The sequence below is a fragment of the Paraburkholderia diazotrophica genome, from assembly GCF_038900755.1.
Lineage (GTDB): Bacteria > Pseudomonadota > Gammaproteobacteria > Burkholderiales > Burkholderiaceae > Paraburkholderia > Paraburkholderia diazotrophica_A.
In genome coordinates this window covers 227,810-245,322 of the sequence record NZ_JBBPEN010000008.1, presented here as the reverse complement: position 1 = coordinate 245,322, position 17,513 = coordinate 227,810, and the positions used below count along the sequence as shown (strand labels likewise).

At 65.3% G+C, this 17,513-nt stretch carries 16 protein-coding genes; 5 read left to right on the top strand and 11 right to left on the bottom strand.

Annotated elements, in window-relative coordinates:
- Nucleotides 1–21: 21 nt before the first annotated feature.
- Both AABE10_RS24435 and AABE10_RS24430 read right to left on the bottom strand, forming a co-directional pair.
- Nucleotides 22–1,245 carry a UbiH/UbiF/VisC/COQ6 family ubiquinone biosynthesis hydroxylase gene (locus AABE10_RS24435; RefSeq protein ID WP_342935800.1) on the bottom strand — a complete coding sequence of 408 codons (1,224 nt, stop codon included), beginning with the start codon at nt 1,243–1,245 and terminating at the stop codon, nt 22–24.
- 21 nt (nt 1,246–1,266) lie between these two features.
- Nucleotides 1,267–2,706, bottom strand: a complete 1,440-nt coding sequence (locus AABE10_RS24430; protein ID WP_342935933.1) for an aminopeptidase P N-terminal domain-containing protein — start codon at nt 2,704–2,706, stop codon at nt 1,267–1,269.
- Nucleotides 2,707–3,095: 389 nt separating this feature from the next.
- Between AABE10_RS24430 and AABE10_RS24425 the strand changes: the two genes are divergently transcribed.
- Together AABE10_RS24425 and AABE10_RS24420 are read left to right on the top strand one after the other, a co-directional pair.
- Complete coding sequence (locus AABE10_RS24425; protein ID WP_342935799.1) at nt 3,096–3,704, top strand: glutathione S-transferase C-terminal domain-containing protein; 609 nt, start codon at nt 3,096–3,098, stop codon at nt 3,702–3,704.
- 207 nt (nt 3,705–3,911) lie between these two features.
- Nucleotides 3,912–4,667, top strand: a complete 756-nt coding sequence (locus AABE10_RS24420; RefSeq protein ID WP_342935798.1) for a M48 family metallopeptidase — start codon at nt 3,912–3,914, stop codon at nt 4,665–4,667.
- Between the two features lie 81 nt (nt 4,668–4,748).
- Here AABE10_RS24420 and AABE10_RS24415 read toward each other — a convergent pair whose 3' ends face one another.
- From AABE10_RS24415 to AABE10_RS24405, 3 genes are all read right to left on the bottom strand, one after another.
- Nucleotides 4,749–6,359 (bottom strand): FMN-binding glutamate synthase family protein, encoded by a 1,611-nt coding sequence (locus tag AABE10_RS24415; RefSeq protein ID WP_342935797.1) that lies wholly within the window; start codon nt 6,357–6,359, stop codon nt 4,749–4,751.
- 317 nt (nt 6,360–6,676) lie between these two features.
- Entirely contained in the window at nt 6,677–7,831 is a 1,155-nt protein-coding gene (gene mnmA / locus AABE10_RS24410; RefSeq protein ID WP_342935796.1) for a tRNA 2-thiouridine(34) synthase MnmA, read from the bottom strand.
- A 43-nt stretch (nt 7,832–7,874) separates the two neighbouring features.
- A complete protein-coding gene (locus tag AABE10_RS24405) occupies nt 7,875–8,372 on the bottom strand; it encodes an NUDIX hydrolase (RefSeq protein ID WP_342935795.1) in 498 nt (165 codons plus the stop codon).
- Between the two features lie 283 nt (nt 8,373–8,655).
- Between AABE10_RS24405 and AABE10_RS24400 the strand changes: the two genes are divergently transcribed.
- From AABE10_RS24400 to AABE10_RS24390, 3 genes are read left to right on the top strand one after another with little or no spacing between them, the layout of a single operon-like run.
- Nucleotides 8,656–9,798: a Re/Si-specific NAD(P)(+) transhydrogenase subunit alpha gene (locus AABE10_RS24400; protein WP_342935794.1), complete on the top strand. Its 1,143-nt coding sequence runs from the start codon at nt 8,656–8,658 to the stop codon at nt 9,796–9,798.
- A gap of 14 nt (nt 9,799–9,812) precedes the next feature.
- Nucleotides 9,813–10,145: an NAD(P) transhydrogenase subunit alpha gene (locus AABE10_RS24395; RefSeq protein ID WP_090868596.1), complete on the top strand. Its 333-nt coding sequence runs from the start codon at nt 9,813–9,815 to the stop codon at nt 10,143–10,145.
- Nucleotides 10,146–11,597 (top strand): NAD(P)(+) transhydrogenase (Re/Si-specific) subunit beta, encoded by a 1,452-nt coding sequence (locus tag AABE10_RS24390; RefSeq protein ID WP_342935793.1) that lies wholly within the window; start codon nt 10,146–10,148, stop codon nt 11,595–11,597. It begins immediately after the preceding gene.
- Between the two features lie 79 nt (nt 11,598–11,676).
- Here the strand turns inward: AABE10_RS24390 and AABE10_RS24385 are convergent, their stop codons facing one another.
- The 6 genes from AABE10_RS24385 to AABE10_RS24360 all read right to left on the bottom strand — a co-directional run bounded on the left by AABE10_RS24385 (nt 11,677) and on the right by AABE10_RS24360 (nt 17,513).
- Nucleotides 11,677–12,417, bottom strand: coding sequence for a helix-turn-helix transcriptional regulator (locus AABE10_RS24385; RefSeq protein ID WP_428983377.1), 741 nt, complete (start codon nt 12,415–12,417; stop codon nt 11,677–11,679).
- 90 nt (nt 12,418–12,507) lie between these two features.
- On the bottom strand, nt 12,508–12,891 hold the full coding sequence (locus AABE10_RS24380) for a VOC family protein (RefSeq protein ID WP_342935792.1): 384 nt from the start codon (nt 12,889–12,891) through the stop codon (nt 12,508–12,510).
- 165 nt (nt 12,892–13,056) lie between these two features.
- On the bottom strand, nt 13,057–14,337 hold the full coding sequence (locus AABE10_RS24375; protein WP_342935791.1) for a class I SAM-dependent RNA methyltransferase: 1,281 nt from the start codon (nt 14,335–14,337) through the stop codon (nt 13,057–13,059).
- Between the two features lie 136 nt (nt 14,338–14,473).
- Entirely contained in the window at nt 14,474–15,211 is a 738-nt protein-coding gene (locus AABE10_RS24370) for a PqiC family protein (protein ID WP_342935790.1), read from the bottom strand.
- Nucleotides 15,208–16,848 (bottom strand): intermembrane transport protein PqiB, encoded by a 1,641-nt coding sequence (locus tag AABE10_RS24365; RefSeq protein WP_342935789.1) that lies wholly within the window; start codon nt 16,846–16,848, stop codon nt 15,208–15,210. The genes AABE10_RS24370 and AABE10_RS24365 overlap by 4 nt, the downstream gene beginning before the upstream one ends.
- Entirely contained in the window at nt 16,845–17,513 is a 669-nt protein-coding gene (locus tag AABE10_RS24360; protein WP_342935931.1) for a paraquat-inducible protein A, read from the bottom strand. Before AABE10_RS24360 ends, AABE10_RS24365 begins: the two co-directional genes overlap by 4 nt.

The following is a 17,513-nucleotide window of genomic DNA, read 5'->3' as shown; positions in this document are numbered from 1 at the left end:
TTCACGCGTTTTTCGGGACGCCTAGCGGCGCTGTCCGAACATCATTTGCCGGGCGAGGGCCGTCTTCACGGGCGGCACGAATTCGAGCGCGGTGAGGGCGAGTCCCCGCAGCGTCGCGAGTGGCGGAAAGTCGATCGTGAAGAGGCGGGCGAGCGTGTCGGTGGCGCCGATCGTCATGCGCCGGTCGAGCGCGCGGCGGCGCGCGAAGGCCGCGAGCGCGCTGCGCGTCGCGCCGTAATGCGACAGCGCGTCGGCGAGCGCGTGGGCGTCGCGCAGCCCGAGATTCAATCCCTGTCCGGCGACGGGATGCAGTGTCTGCGCCGCATTGCCGATCGCGACGACACTGCCCTTGACGAGCGTATCGACGGTATTGAGGCCAAGCGGGAACGCAGCGCGTCCTTTGATCTGCGTGAAACGGCCCATCCGGTCGCCGAATTCGGCGCTGAGTTCGCGCAGGAAATCTTCGTCGGACAATTGCGCGCGCCGCGCCGCCTGTTCGGGCGCGCAGCACCAGACGAGCGCGTAGTCCGCGCCGCGTACGCCGCCCATCGGCAAAAGCGCAATCGGGCCTTGCGAGGTGAAGCGCTCCCACGCGACATGCGGCTGAGGCGCCGACAGCGTCACCGTGCCGACCAGCGCCGTCTGCCCGTAATCGCGCGTCGCACCAGCCCCGGCCTGTTGTTCGCCGAAGAGACCGCCTTCGGCGTTCACGAGAATGCGCGTGCGCAGCGTGCGCGTCACATGCGCGCTTTCGATCGGCAGCAGCACGCCGTCGTCGTCTTCGAGTTGCTGCGGCGGTTGGGCCTTCGTCGACTTGAACCAGTGCGCGGGTGTCGTGCGCACGGCCTCGGCGAGCGCGTGGACGATCGAGCCGTAGCGCAGCACGTAGCCGAGCGCGGGCAGGCCGTGTTCCGCGTGATCGATCAGCGTGCGCCCGAAGTGACCGCGCTGCGATACGTGGATGCGCTGAATCGCGGTGGCGTCGGAGGGCCAGCGCAGCGGTTCGAGGATCATCCGGCTGCCGTGCGACACGGCAATCGCGCGCGGATCGGCAATCGAGTCTTCCGGCTCGCGCGCGTCGATCAGCGCAACCGACAGCTGTTGCGTCGCGCTGCGTCGTGCGAGCCAGCCCGCGAGCGCCAGACCGACAGGCCCCGCGCCGACGATCGTCACGTCGTAGTCGAATGGCTGCGTGCTTGAGAGGACGAGCGGCGCGTTCGTGGCCGTCTGATGGACATCGTTCATCTTCTTGTGTGTTCCTTGCGCTCAGGCGGCGCCCGCCTCGCGTGCCGGCTGCGCCTGTTGCCCGGATTGCGCCTGTTGCATCAGCGCTTCGATCTGGTCCGCGTCGACGGGCACATCGCGCGTGATCAGCTCGCAGCCCGTTGCCGTGACGATCGCGTCGTCCTCGATGCGAATGCCGATGTTCCAGTACTTTTCGGGCACATCGTCGGCGGCGCGGATGTACAGGCCGGGTTCGACCGTCAGCGTCATGCCCGGCTTCAGCGTGCGCCAGGGCAGCGCGCCGTTTTCATCGGCGCTCACGCCGCGCTCGCGATAATCGCCCGCGTCATGCACGTCCATCCCGAGCCAGTGGCCTGTGCGGTGCATGTAGAAACGCGTGTATGCGCGTTCCGCGATGACGTCGTCGACGCCCGCAAACAGGTCGCGCCTGAGAATGCCCGTGTCGAGCAGCCCTTGCGAGAGCACCCGCACGGCGGCCTGATGCGGCGCGTCGAAGCTGGCGCCCGGGCGCGTCGCGTCGATGGCGGCCTGCTGCGCGGCCAGCACGATGTCGTAGATTTCGCGCTGCGCGGGCGTAAAGCGGCCGCTCGCGGGAAACGTGCGCGTGATGTCAGACGCGTAGCCGTCTAGCTCGCACGCCGCGTCGATCAGGATCAGATCGCCGTCCTGCGCGACGGCGTTGCCGGCGGGGTAGTGCAGCACGCACGCGTTCGCGCCCGCCGCGACGATCGAGCCATACGCGGGAGCCTGCGCGCCGTACTTGCGGAACGTATATAGCAGTTCGGCTTCGAGTTCGTATTCGCGCACGCCGGGGCGGCATGCGGCCATCGCGCGCCGGTGCGCCTTCGCGGAAATCGCGGCGGCGCGGCGCATGATCGACAGTTCGTGGTCGTCCTTGACGAGGCGCATGTCGTCGAGCAGCGGCATCAGATCGTGCACGGCCGACGGCGCGACGACCCCGCTTCTGCCCTGCGCGCGCACGGCGTCGAGCCAGTTGCGCACCTTGCCGTCGAGCGCTTCCGACGAGCCAAGCGCGTAATGCAGCGCCGGCTTGTCCGCGATGATGCGCGGCAACTGCGCGTCGATGTCATCGAAGGCGAACGCGGCGTCGAAGCCGAATGCTTCGCGCGCCGCTTCGGGGCCGAAGCGAAAGCCTTCCCACGTCTCGCGCTCAGCGTTCTTCGCGCGGCAAAAAAGGATTGCCGTGGGTTCGTTCTGCTTCGCGCTGGCGTCGAGCACGAGCATCGCTTCGGGTTCGGTGAAGCCGGTCAGGTAATAAAAATAGCTGTCGTGCCGGTACGGATAGTCGGCGTCGCGGTTGCGCAGGACTTCGGGCGCGGTCGGAACGATCGCGACGCCGCCGCCCGTCGCGCGCAGCGCATCGAGCACGCGCGCGCGGCGCTGACGGTAGATGTCGTTAGCCGGAGTCAGATCGGTCATGAGTTCGGTCGGCGGGTTCATCATGCGGGTTGGATGGCGGCGCGCGAGGCAATCTCGCGACGTCTCGACGCCGCAATGCAATGCTGCGATTGTATCGCCCAACTGGAATCGCTTCCGCCAGGACCTCGCGCGTGACCGGCGTGGCTCGAAACGGCAACCACGTGTCAGCCATCCACGCCTCAACTATCGACGGCGACGGCCGCCCGACATCGATACGCGAACGCCTGGCCGACAGGCCAGGTAGACGGGCGCGCGCGCAGCCGGCATTGTTGCAAGCTGTCTATCGTCTTGAAACGGGGCCTTGAAGCAGGGCCTTAAAGCCGGCAACGCGCCGCGCGCTGCATTGAAAATCTGCGAATGCCCGCCGACGCACGTATACTTTCGGCCAATTTCAAAAGAGGCAGGATGTGATGAAACTCATCGGTTCGCTGTCGAGCCCATTCGTCCGCAAGGCGCGGATCGTGCTCGCCGAAAAGAAAATCGACTACAAGCTCGAACTCGAAAACGTCTGGGCCGCGGATACGGCCATTCACGACTACAACCCGCTCGGCAAGGTGCCGTGTCTCGTGATGGAAGACGGCGCGGCTGTGTTCGATTCGCGCGTGATCTGCGACTACGTCGATACACTGTCGCCTGTATGCAAGCTGGTGCCGCCGTCGGGCCGCGAGCGCGTCGAAGTGCGCTGCTGGGAAGCGCTCGCCGACGGCATGATGGATGCCGCCGTGCTGATACGTCTCGAGGGCGTGCTGCGCGACGAAGCGCATCGCAGCGAAGCGTGGGTCGCGCGCCAGCGTCACAAGATCGACGATGGCCTGAAGGCGATGGCGCGCGGACTCGGCTCGAAGGCGTGGTGCGCGGGCAATCATTACACGCTCGCCGACGTCGCCGTGGGCTGCGCGCTGAGCTATCTGGACTTCCGCATGCCGCAACTCGACTGGCGCGAGCAGCATCCGAATCTCGACAAGCACTATCAGAAGCTGTCGCAGCGTCAGTCGTTCACTGACACGGCATTGACCTGAACGGCACACGGCGATCCGCGGCGAGTCGGCAAACATCGATGCCACGCGCTAGTGTCGAGTCGCACTGATGGAATGTTAAGGAATCTTTCGTTTTCCACGAAGACGCCTTTCAGCATGTTAAAAACGCCTGCCCGTCAGGCGTTTTTGCTTTTGGGCGCCTGTCGATCGCGCATGACCATCGATAACAACCGTCAAGAGACCTTCGACATGAAAACAATCCGCGTAGCTCTCGCTGCCGCCGTGTGTGGCGTGCTCGTCGCCTGTTCGGGGATGAACCTCGATCCAAATTCTCTCGTTCAATCCGGCTCGCAGGCGTTTCAGGCCGCGTCGCTCTCCGATGGCGACGTGCGCACGCTGTCCGACAAGTCGTGCGCGCAGCTCGATTCGGAAAACAAGATCGCGGGCGCCGGCAGCCCGTACACGAAGCGCCTGAACAAGATCGCCGCGCAACTCGGCGGCGACATCAACGGCGTGCCCGTCAACTACAAGGTCTACGTTACGAAGGACGTCAACGCGTGGGCGATGGCGAACGGCTGCGTGCGCGTCTATAGCGGCCTGATGGACATGATGACGGACGACGAAGTACGCGGCGTCGTCGGTCACGAGATGGGGCACGTCGCGCTCGGCCACACGAAGAAGGCGATGCAGGTCGCGTATGCGACGTCGGCGCTGCGGTCGGTGGCGACCTCGGCGGGCGGCGTCGCGGGCGCGATCTCCGCATCGCAGCTCGGCGATTTCTCCGAGAAGCTGATCAACGCGCAGTTCTCGCAAACGCAGGAATCGGCAGCCGACGACTATTCGTTCGATATCCAGAAGAAGAAAGGCCTCGATCCGTCCGGCCTCGTCACGGCGTTCAACAAGATCGCGAAGCTCGAAGGCGGCCAGTCGAGCATGCTCAGCTCGCATCCGGCATCGGCGGCGCGCGCGCAGCATATCCAGCAGCGTATCGCGTCGAACAAGTAAGCCGCTGTTCCCGAATAGAAAACGCGCGCTGGATTCGAACCCAGCGCGCGTTTTTTATTGGCGCGTAAAAAACGCCGACGCTTACACGACGGCCGGTTCGAGATCCGGCGAAAACGAATCGCTGCGCGCGACGGGCCACCACTTCTCGTACAGCGTATAGCGATAGTTGCCGTTGAGCAGATCGTTCGGTTCGAGATACTTCAACAGGTCCGACATCAGCCGCACTTCATACGACGACACACGCCGGACGATGTGATGCGCGCGCAGATCGGACGGATGACGCAGACCGGCCGCCTGCACGATTTCCTGCAACGCGTGCAGCGTGTTGTGATGGAAGTTGAATACGCGGTCCGACTTGTCGGTGACGATCAGCGCGCGCTGACGCACCGGGTCCTGCGTTGCGACGCCCGTCGGGCAGCGGCCCGTGTGGCAGGTCTGCGCCTGGATGCAGCCGACCGCGAACATGAAGCCGCGCGCGGCGTTCACCCAGTCCGCGCCGATCGCGAGCGTCTTCGCGATATCGAACGCCGTGATCATCTTGCCGCTCGCGCCGATGCGAATCCGGTCGCGCAGCCCGATGCCGACCAGCGTGTTGTGCACGAGCAGCAGCCCTTCCTGCAGCGGCACGCCGATGTGATCGGTGAATTCGAGCGGCGCCGCGCCCGTGCCGCCTTCCGCGCCGTCGACGACGATGAAGTCCGGCAGGATGCCCGTTTCCAGCATCGCCTTCGCGATGCCGAAGAATTCCCACGGATGGCCGATGCACAGCTTGAAGCCCGTCGGTTTGCCGCCCGACAGGTCGCGCAGACGCCCGACGAATTCGAGCAGCCCTCGCGGCGTCGAAAACTCCGAGTGCGTCGCGGGCGAGATGCAGTCGCGGCCCATCGACACGCCGCGCGTTTCCGCGATTTCAGGCGTGATCTTCGCGGCGGGCAGCACGCCGCCGTGTCCCGGCTTCGCGCCTTGCGACAGCTTCACCTCGATCATCTTCACTTGCGGCTCGCGCGCCTGCTTTGCGAACCTGTCGGCGTTGAACGTGCCGTCGTCGTTGCGGCAGCCGAAGTATCCCGACGCAACTTCCCAGATGATGTCGCCGCCATGCTCGCGGTGATACTTCGACATCGAGCCTTCGCCCGTGTCGTGCGCGAAGTTGCCTTTCTTCGCGCCGAGGTTCAGCGCGCGGATCGCGTTCGCCGACAGCGAGCCGAAACTCATCGCCGAGACGTTGAAGATCGACATCGAATAGGGCTGCGCGCGCTCCGCGCCGACCACGATGCGAAAGTCGTGACCGTCGAGCTTCGTCGGCACGAGCGAATGGCTGATCCATTCGTGGCCCGTCGCCTTCACATCGACTTCCGTGCCATACGGGCGGCTGTCCACTTCGTTCTTCGCGCGCTGATAGACGATGCTGCGCTGCGCGCGCGAGAAGGGCCGTTCTTCCGTGTCGTCCTCGACGAAGTACTGGCGAATCTCCGGCCGGATGAATTCGAACAGGAAGCGCAAATGCCCCCACAGCGGATAGTTGCGCAGGATCGCGTGGCGCTGCTGCGTCAGATCGTAGGCGCCGAGCGCGACGAGCAGCACGGGTACGATGATCCACGGCCATGCGGTGCGGCCGGTAGCAGCGAGCGCAGCGCAGGCCGCGAGCAGCAGAAGGGCACCCCACATCGCCAGATAACGTCGAGAGAACATGACAACTCCGTTGCAGTGATTTCACCGCCGGCGATGCATTCGGCGTCCGTTGCATCGGCCTTGCCGCAAAGACGGCGGGCGTGTGTGCGGACGGATCGCGCTGCGGATCGGTACGGCGGATGCAGGTTGTCCGGCGCTCGCATGTGCCGAGGCCCGACGGCGCGCGAAGCGAAGCGGGCGGGCGACAGGCAAGGGCGGCGGCGGGACAACCGTCGCCCGGAAGATACAACGAAGCGGAAATCAGTGCAGCGATACTGGTGCCGACCGGCTCGCGAATCATGCTCGCGTGCCGGTCGCGGCAAGAGTCACGGCAAGATTCAGCGCGCCGTCAGCAGCGCAGCTTTCTGTGGCTGGCGGGCGACCGGTTGCGCAGTGGCCGCGTGCTCGATGATGCCGCCGCCCAGACAGACGTCGCCATCGTAGAGCACGGCCGATTGCCCCGGTGTGACAGCCCATTGCGCGTCGGCGAAATGGAGGGAGAAGAGAGCGTCTTTGCTGTCGCCGCCGTCGGCGGTGCCGAACGTGCACGCCGCATCGGCCTGGCGATAGCGCGTCTTCGCCGCGCACGCGTGGCCTTCCTCGGGCGCGTGGCCTGCGACCCAGCTCGTGTTGCCTGCCGTCAGCGTGTGGCTCAGCAGCCACGGATGATCGTGGCCTTGCGCGACGTACAGCGTGTTCGACGGAATGTCCTTGCCCGCGACGAACCACGGCTCGCCGCTGCCGTCCTTGCTGCCGCCGAGACCAATCCCCTTGCGCTGTCCGAACGTGTAGAACGCGAGGCCGATGTGCTCGCCGACCGTCTTGCCTTCCGTGGTTTTCATCGGCCCCGGTTGGGTCGGCAGATAGCGGTTCAGGAAGTCGCGAAACGGCCGCTCGCCGATGAAGCAGATGCCCGTCGAGTCCTTTTTCTTTGCGTTCGGCAGCCCGATCTGTTCGGCGATTTCGCGGACCTTCGTCTTCGGAGTCTCGCCGAGCGGAAACAGCGTCTTCGACAGTTGCGCCTGGTTGAGCCGATGCAGGAAGTACGACTGGTCCTTCGTGTGATCCTTCGCCTTCAGCAGCTCGAAACGGCCGTCGATTTCGCGCACGCGCGCGTAGTGGCCCGTCGCGATGGTTTCCGCGCCGAGCGACATCGCGTGATCGAGAAACGCCTTGAACTTGATTTCGGCGTTGCACAGCACATCGGGGTTCGGCGTGCGGCCGGCCGAATATTCGCGCAGGAATTCGGCGAACACGCGGTCCTTGTACTCGGCGGCGAAATTGACGGCCTCGACGTCGATGCCGATCAGGTCCGCGACCGATACGACATCGATCCAGTCCTGACGCGTCGAACAGTATTCGCTGTCGTCATCGTCTTCCCAGTTCTTCATGAACAGGCCGACGACGTCGTAACCCTGCTCCTTCAGCAGCCATGCCGTGACCGACGAATCGACGCCGCCCGACATGCCTACCACCACTTTCTGTTTGCTCATCTGGTTCTGCCTGACTGCTCTTTGCCGTGCCGAAGCACGCGTTCTATCGGGAGGGCCCGACTGAATGCGTTTGCACGAAGTCGAGCGGGAAACGCCGGCCTGCGAGGTAGTCGTCGACACATTGCATCACGAGCGGCGTGCGATGCCGCTCGGGGCACGCGCGCAGCTCGTCGGCGCTCATCCACAGCGTGCGAACGATGTCGGGATCGAGCGCGCGTCCTTCGGCGAGTTCACCGTCCGTCGAGCCGCAATACGTGAAGCGCAGATACGTGACGCCATCGGCGGGGCCATCGACGGTGTCGGGCCGGCTGAAGTGCGTCATGTACACGCCGACTAGCGCCTCGGGCGCGAACGCATGCGCCGTTTCTTCGAGCGTTTCGCGGATGACGGCTTGCGTCAGCGTCTCGCCTGCTTCCAGATGTCCGGCTGGCTGGTTGAGGCGCAGCCCGGCGGGCGTGTGCTCTTCGACCAGCAGAAAGCGCCCGTCGCATTCGACGACGGCCGCCACCGTCACATGCGGGGCCCAGGTTTCCGGTTTCATGGGACGGCATTTTACCGTTTATGGGCCGGGCTTGCCGGTGCGCGCAAAGGACGGCGCGCTCCGCGCTTAGCACATGCCGGTAAAAAAAGCACGAAGGATCGTGTTCCTGAAGACCGGGATCGTTACGGATTTCAATCCGTCACCGGACTTCGGTTAAAGTTGCAGCGTTGGCTGAAGCCCCAGCCGTGCGTAGCCGTTGCACTTGCCTTATTGCATTGCCGGCGTTGCCCCTCGTCGGCGATTCCAGATTTTCATAACAGAGGATGGTCGAGGAGGTTTAACGATGCACATCGGAGTGCCAGCCGAGACGCGGCCGTATGAAACACGCGTCGCCGCGACGCCCGAGACGGTCAGGAAGTACGTGTCGCAGGGTCACAGAGTCACCGTACAGATCGGCGCCGGAACGGGAGCCAGTTATCTGGACGATGCCTATTCAGCAGCAGGGGCGGAACTCGTCGATGCGCCGACAGCGTTCGGCGCGGAGATCGTTCTCAAGGTCCAGACGCCCACCGATTCAGAACTACCGCTTCTTAAACGCGGCGCGGTGCTGATCGGCATGCTCGAGCCTTTTAATACGGAGAATTCATCAAAGCTTGCGGCAGCGGGCATCACTGCCTTCGCGCTGGAGGCCGCGCCGCGCACGACGCGCGCGCAAAGTCTCGACGTATTGTCGTCTCAAGCCAACATCGCGGGCTATAAAGCGGTGCTGCTTGCCGCCGACCTTTACCCCCGCTTCATGCCGATGCTGATGACAGCCGCCGGCACCGTGAAGGCCGCGCGCGTGCTGATTCTGGGCGCGGGCGTCGCGGGCCTGCAGGCGATTGCGACCGCGAAGCGCCTCGGCGCCGTAATCGAAGCGTCGGACGTGCGGCCCGCCGTGAAGGAGCAGATCGAGTCGCTCGGCGCGAAGTTCCTCGACGTGCCTTACGAAACCGCTGAGGAACGCGAAGCAGCGGAAGGCGTCGGCGGCTACGCGCGGCCGATGCCGCCTTCGTGGCTCACGCGCCAGTCGGCGCTCGTTCACGAGCGCGCGAAGCAGGCGGACGTCATCATCTCGACCGCGCTGATTCCGGGCCGTCCCGCACCGACGCTGCTTTCCGTCGAAACCGTACAGGCGATGAAGCCGGGCTCCGTGCTGATCGACCTCGCGGCCGGACGCGGCGCCGAATATGAAGGCAACCGCGGCGGCAACTGTCCTTTGACGGAAGCCGACAAGGTCGTCGTCAAGCACGGCGTGACGATCGCGGGCTATACGAATCTCGCGTCGATGGTCGCGTCGGATGCCTCCGCACTGTACGCGCGCAATCTGCTCGACTTCATGAAGCTGATCGTCACGAAGGAAGGCGCGCTCAATATCGATCTCGCGGACGACATCGTCGCGGCCACGCTGCTGGCACGCGACGGCGAAGTCACGCGCAAGGCATAAGAAGGAGACGGGTGATGGAAGTCATCAACCATACCGTGATCAACCTGATCATTTTCGTGCTGGCGATCTACGTCGGCTACCACGTCGTGTGGAACGTGACACCCGCGCTGCATACGCCGCTGATGGCCGTGACGAACGCGATTTCGGCGATCGTCATCGTCGGCGCGATGCTTGCGGCGGGCCTGACGGTCGGCGGCGCGGGCAAGTTCTTCGGCACGATCGCGGTGGCGCTCGCGGCTGTGAACGTGTTCGGCGGATTCCTCGTCACAAGGCGGATGCTGGAGATGTTCAAGAAGAAGGAGCCGAAGAAGATCGCGGCTCCCGGTGGTTCGAAGGAGGGCGCGTAAATGAGCATGAACGTCGTTACGCTCCTTTATCTGATCGCCTCGGTGTGCTTTATCCAGGCGCTCAAGGGGCTGTCGAACCCGAAGAGCGCGCGCGCCGGCAATGTGTTCGGCATGATCGGCATGGCGATCGCGATCCTGACGACCGTCGCGCTGATTGCGAAGCAGGCAGCCGTGCTCGGCTCGAATCTGTCGCTTGGCCTGGCGCTCGTGTTCGTTGCGCTGGTGGTGGGCGGCGGGATCGGCGCGTTTGTCGCAGCGCGCGTCGAGATGACGAAGATGCCGGAACTGGTCGCGGCGATGCACTCGCTGATCGGTATGGCGGCCGTGTGTATCGCGTATGCGGTGGTGTCGGAGCCGGCCGCGTTCGGCCTCGGCGCCGAGGAAGGCATTGCGGGCTTCCTGCCGTACGGCAACCGGATCGAACTGTTCATCGGCACGTTCGTTGGCGCGATTACCTTTAGCGGTTCGGTGATCGCGTTCGGCAAGCTGTCGGGCAAGTACAAGTTCCGGCTCTTCCAGGGCGCGCCCGTCGTCTATGCGGGCCAGCATCTGATCAACCTGCTGCTCGCGCTCGCGATGATCGGCTTCGGCGTGATCTTCTTCCTCACGCAATCATGGCTGCCGTTCATCATCATGACGCTGATCGCGTTCGCGCTGGGCGTGCTGATCATCATCCCGATCGGCGGCGCGGACATGCCCGTGGTCGTGTCGATGCTGAACTCGTACTCGGGCTGGGCGGCGGCGGGTATCGGCTTCTCGCTGAACAACGCGATGCTGATCATCGCCGGTTCGCTGGTCGGCTCGTCCGGTGCGATCCTGTCGTACATCATGTGCAAGGCGATGAACCGCTCGTTCTTCAACGTGATTCTCGGCGGCTTCGGTGCCGAGCCGGGCGCGGCGGCTGCGGGCGGCTCGACGGAGCAGAAGCCGGTGAAGTCGGGCTCGGCGGAAGACGCATCGTTCATGCTCGGCAACGCCGAGACGGTCGTGATCGTGCCGGGCTACGGTCTCGCCGTCGCGCGCGCTCAACACGCGTTGAAGGAGCTGACCGACAAGCTCGTCGAGAAGGGCATCGACGTGAAGTACGCGATTCACCCTGTCGCGGGCCGCATGCCCGGTCACATGAACGTGCTGCTGGCGGAAGCCGAAGTGCCGTATGAAATCGTCCACGAGATGGAGGACATCAACGGCGAGTTCGGCCAGGTCGACGTGGTGCTGGTGCTCGGCGCGAACGACGTGGTGAACCCGGCCGCGAAGAACGATCCGAAGTCGCCGATCGCGGGCATGCCGATCATCGAGGCGTACAAGGCGCGCACGGTGATCGTCAACAAGCGTTCGATGGCGGCGGGTTACGCCGGTCTCGACAACGATCTCTTCTACATGGACAAGACGATGATGGTCTTCGGCGATGCGAAGAAGGTGATCGAAGACATGGTGAAATCCGTCGATTGACGAAGCATGCTGCGGGGCGCTTTCAAAGGCGCCTCGCACGCTTCATCGGGTATCACGATCAGTCGTCACGACAATTCGCTCAGCGCGGCTTCACGCCGATGCTGCGCATGAAATCCGCGAGCCGTCTTCCCGCCACATCGGGAAACGGCTCGTGTACTTTCAGATCGTCGATATTCGCGAGCGCGAAATGTCGAAAGTCTCCGCGCAGCTCGCACCACGCGCCGAGCGTGAAGCGCGCGCCCCAGTACGCGAGCGCGAGCGGCCACACGCGCCGCTGCGTCGCCGCGCCGTTCTTGTCCTGATACGCGAAGCTGACCACATGCCGCTTGTCGATCGCACGATGCAGCGTATCGACGATCGCGGAGACATTCCCGTCGATATGAAACGACGGTGCGAAGAATGCGAGGCGGTCGATCGCCGCGCGCTTGTCGGCGGGCATCGCCGACGCGATCTTTGCGAGCGCGCCGCGTGCGCCCGCCGCCATGCTTTCGCCGCCCCACGATTCGAGCATCCGCGCGCCGGCGGCGAGCGCCGCGAGCTCGTCGGCCGTGAACGTGAGCGGCGGCAGGCTCGCGCTGCGGCTCAGCCGATAACCGATGCCCGGCTCCCCTTCGATTGGCACCCCAGACAGTTGCAGGTCCTGCACGTCGCGATAGACGGTGCGCAGCGACACGTGCAGCCAGTCCGCCAGTTGTTGCGCGGTGGTCAGGCGCCGGCCGCGCAGCAGTTCGGCGATCTGGAACAGGCGGTCGGCGCGACGCGTCATCGTGGGTGTCTCGCGGAAATAGACGGGGAATCTCCCGCGATGATAGCGCCGCACGACGCGCTCCTGTCGACGGGAGTGGGCGCCTAAACGCCTGTCCCGGTCCCGGTCCGCTGCAAGATGATGGCGGTCACGTGTGCCGACGCGTTACTCGTTGGTCTTCGAATGAAGGCCGACGCGGTTGCCTTCCGTATCGGTGAAAAAACCGATCCAGCCGATGTCGTGCGGCAACTGCACGGCCGGCCCTTCGACCTTGCCGCCTGCGCGCTTCACGCGTTCGAGCGTTGCGTTGACGGTCGGACGCGCGTTCAGATAGACGAGCGAGCCCGTCGACGACGGTTCCATCGTCGCGCTCTGGACGATGCAGCCGCCCGTCGACGGCTCGTCGTAACTGAAGACGGCCATCGGCATGCCGAAGTCTTCGCGGCGCAGCGTCGTATCGAGCGCGGCCTCGTAGAAGCGGACCGCGCGCTCGAAATTGGCGGACGGAATCTCGAACCAGGCAATGGCGCGGTTGGGTTGTGCTGACATGACGTTCTCCTGTGGATGTGTCGCCGGATGGCGCAGGAGAAGTGTGCGGGTGGGCTGCTGACACCGTTCTGTCAGTAGCGTTGATTAGCGTTGAAAGACGCGCGCTAGCGCGGGCGATAAAAAAGCGGGCATCGCGCCCGCTTCCTGTTGAAGAGGAAAAACCGCTTACGCCTTCGGCGCGTCGGCGGCGGGCCGCTGTCTCACGCTTCCCGCGATCAGATCGAAGCGGAACAGCCGGCATTCGAGCGCGCCGTTATACAGCGGCGTTTTCGCCGATTCGCGCAGGCGCAATTGCCCCGGCAGCTTGCGATCCGACGTCAGCACGAACGCGTGCCAGCCGGTGAAGCGCTTCTTGAGCGCATCGCCGAACGACTGGAAGAACTCGGCGATATCACCCGTATCGGCTTCCGCGCGCCGGAAGCCGCTTTCTTCACGTCCCGTATTGCGTATCTCGCCGCGCGGACCGCGTCCACGCACTTCGATCCGCTCGCCATACGGCGGGTTCGCGACGAGAATGCCGGACTCGCTGACAGGCGGCGTCATGTTGCGCGCGTCGAGTTGCTTGAGCGGCAGCGCGGGAAAACCGGCGCGCTCGAAATTGGCACGCGCCTTCTCGAGCATGTTGTCGGAGATGTCGCTGCCGAAGATCAGCAGATCGCCGCGGCCCGCGCGCGCCGCGCGCTTCGCGTCTTGCGCGGCGACCTTCAGCGCCTGCCATGCCGATACGTCGTACTGCCGGAACTTCTCGAACCCGAAGCGGCGATCGACGCCCGGCGCGATGTGCAGCGCGACCTGCGCGGCTTCCGCGAGGAACGTGCCGCTGCCGCACATCGGGTCGTACAGCGGCGTGCCCGGCGTCCAGCCGGTCAGGCGCAGAATGCCCGCCGCGAGGTTTTCGCGCAGCGGCGCCGCGCCCTTGTCGAGGCGCCAGCCGCGCTTGAAGAGCGGCTCACCGGAGGTATCGAGATACAGCGTGCAGTCGGTGGCCGTCACGAACGCGAACACGCGCACGTCGGGCGCGCCCGTATCGATGCTCGGACGCGCCCCCGTCTTGTCGCGCAGACGGTCGCAGATCGCGTCTTTCACACGCAGCGTCGCGAATTCGAGGCTGCGCAGCGGCGACTTGATCGCGGTGACGTCGACGCGCAGCGTTTCATTCGCCGAGAACCATTGTTCCCAGTGCTGTTCGAGCGCGAGCGCATAGATGTCCTGCTCGTTGCGATACGTACGATGCGCGATCTTCAGCAGCACGCGGCTCGCGATGCGCGAATGCAGATTGGCGGCCATGCCGGCTGCCCAGCCGCCCTTGAAGTGCACGCCGCCGGGCACCTGCTCGCCGGCGGTGAACGGCGCGCCGTTCAGATGACGCGCGGCGATCTCGGCGAGTTCGGCGGCAAGCGCGGCTTCGAGGCCGCGCGGGCAGGGGATGAAAAATTCGAAGGACATGGAGGTTGCCGCAAGGCGTAGGTCAAGGCGACATTGTACGCGGTCGCCTCACGGTGCCTCGGGGTTGGATCGCGCGTGGACGCTCGACTGCGCGTTTGAGTGCGCGCGTCGCGTGTCGTTGCGCGCGTGGGCCGGCTCAGCTCTTCGGCCCGGAGTTCGGCGCGTTCGGCGCAAAAAGTGCGGACTGTGCAGAAGGCACCGCTGAAGCAGAAGCCGCCCCGGCCGCCGACGCCGGACACGTCACGCTTGCGCCGCGCGACGGCGCCGCCGCGAGAGTGCGCACGGCGGCCGCGATTTCCGTCGAGATCTGCTGGACCGCGTGCCGATGGCCTTCGGCGAGCGCATCATAGCCGCCGGGCACCGGCTCGCTGACCACGCTGCGGCACGTCAGCACCGCCTGTGTGCGCACCGCGCGCACGCTCCATACGGCGTCGATCAGCGCGTGCGAGCCGGGCCACGACTCGAAGCGCTGCACGTTCACGCTTATGCGGTACACGGGCACGCGATCGGGATACGGCGTGCCGTATACGTCGATCGTTCCCAGTTGCTGCGTCAGCGTGCTGGACAGCGCGCGGCGAATTTCATCGCCGGGCAGCGACGCCCAGCGCTCCTGTTCGAGTACCTGCACCTGTGTCGGGCCCGTCTGCACGACGAGCTGGTTTTTCGCCACTTGCGACGGCACGTCGACGGGCGGCACTTCGATCAGAAACGCAGGGTTGCTCGCGGTGCGCGCGGCATCCGGCGACGCGTCGCCGGCGGAAAGCGTATAGAAGCGGCTCGCCGGCGACGAGCACGCGGCAAGCGCCGCAAGCAGCGCGGCGGACAGCGCCAGCGCGGCAACGCGCATCGTTCGGGGGACGCGGGCAAACGTCATGGCTTGTCTCCTGATTTACCGCGCAGCAGCGATTCGGGATGGCGTTCGAGATAGTCGGACAATGCATTCAGCGATTGCAGCGTGCGCGTCAGCTCCTGCAGCGCCTGATGCACGTCGGATTGCATCGGCGAGTCCTGCTGGAGCGTTGCTTCCGCCGAGCCGAACGTCTGCTTCGCCGCCGCGAGCGTGTCGCGAGCCTGCGGCACGACTTCCTTGTCGAGTCGCGTGAAGAGCTTGTCGGCGTTCTTCAGCGCGGTGTTCAGGTTGTTGCCGATCTGGTCGAACGGCACCTGATCGAGCTTCTTCGCGATGTCGGCGACCTGCAGCTGCAATTCGTCGAGCGTGTTCGGGATCGTCGGCAACTCGATGGGATCGCGCGAGACGTCGACGATCGCGGCGGGCGCCTTCGGGAACAGGTCGAGCGCGATGTACAACTGACCCGTCAGCAGGTTGCCCGTGCGCAGCTGGCCGCGCAGGCCGTGCTTGACCAGCCCCTGCAGCATCTTGTGGCTCGCTTCCGTGCCCGTATCGGGCACGGGCTCGCCCTTGGTGCGGCGGCGCAGACGGTCGGGATACAGATCCATCGTGACGGGCATCGTGAAGTTCTTCGTCTGCGGATCGTATTCGACGCCGATGTTCGTCACCTGGCCGAGCACGATGCCGCGGAAATCGACGGCCGCGCCGGGCGACAACCCGCGCAGCGACTGGTTGAACTTCATCACGACGCGCACGGGCTCGCCGTCAGGCTCGCGCATCGCATCCCCTTCATCCGAGCCGAGGCGGAACGTCATGTTGTTCGGCGCCTGCGCGCCGACGGCCTGGCCCGGCGGCGACTGGAACGCCAGCCCGCCGACGATCACCGTCGCGAGCGACTGCGTGTTCAGCTTGAAGCCGCTCGAATCGAGCCGCACATCGACGCCGCTCGCGTGCCACCAGCGCGAGTTCGTGCCGACGTACTGATCGAACGGCGCGCTCACGAACACCTGCACGGTCACGCCCGTGCCGTCCTTGTCGAGCGAGAAGCCCGTCACCTGGCCGACCTGCACGCGCCGGTAGAACACGGGCGAGCCGATGTCGATCGAGCCGAGCGATTCGCCGCGCAACGTGAACTGGCGGCCTTTCTGGTCGACGGTGACGGCGGGCGGCGATTCGAGGCCGACGAACTGCGTTTGCGTTTCCGTCGCGCGGCCGCCGTCGACGCCGATATAGGCGCCCGAGAGCAGCGTGCCGAGCCCCGACACGCCGCTTGCGCCGATGCGCGGACGCACGACCCAGAAGCGGCTGTCCTTCACCGCGAAGTCTTCCGCTTCCTTCGACAGCTGGACTTCGACGTTGACGCGCGAATGGTTCTTCGCGAGCTTGATCGACTTCACGAAGCCGATGTCGACGTCCTTGTACTTGACCTTCGTCTTGCCGGGCTCGAGCCCTTCCGCGCTGACGAAGGTGATCGTGATGGTCGGCCCCTTTTCGAGCACCGACTTCACGACGAGTCCGACGCCGATCAGCGCCGCGATCAGCGGAATGACCCAGACGAGGGAAGGCAGCCAGCCGCGTTTCGTGACGATCTCGGGTTCGGGGACGGGCGGCTCGTTGCGCGGCGCGTCGCCCGGTGGCGTCGGCTCTTGAGGGCTATTCATGTGGTGGGTCCTGAAGTATTGCGGTTCGCGCGGGCTGCGTCGCCTGTGCCTTTGTCCACGTCGTCCCAGATGAGGCGCGGATCGAATTGCATCGACGCGATCATCGTGAGGATCACGACCGAGCCGAACGCGAGCGCGCCCGGCCCCGCCGTGATGACGGCGAGCGACTTGAAGCGCACGAGCGCGACCGTCAGCGTGATGACGAAGATGTCTAGCATCGACCAGCGGCCGATGCGCTCGACGATCCGGTAGAGCTTCGTGCGCTCGTGCGGACGCCATGTCGAACGGCGTTGCGCGGTAATGGTCAGAAGCGCGAGCACCGTGAGCTTGAGCATCGGCACGAGAATGCTCGCGACGAACACGATGATCGCGAGCGGCCAGTCACCCGACGTCCAGAAGTAGACGACGCCGCTCATGATGGTGTCGTCCTCCGCGCCCAGCAACGATGACGTATGCATGACGGGCAGCAGGTTCGCGGGAATGTAGAGCACGGCGGCGGCGATCAGGAGCGCCCAGGTGCGCATCAGGCTGTCGGGATTGCGCCGGTGCAGGACCGCGCCGCAGCGCGTGCAGCGTTGCGGCTCTTTCGAGCGCACGCGCGGCTGCACGCGCGAGCACGCGTGACAGGCGACGAGACCGGCGCGCGAGGCCGTCGTGTATTTCAT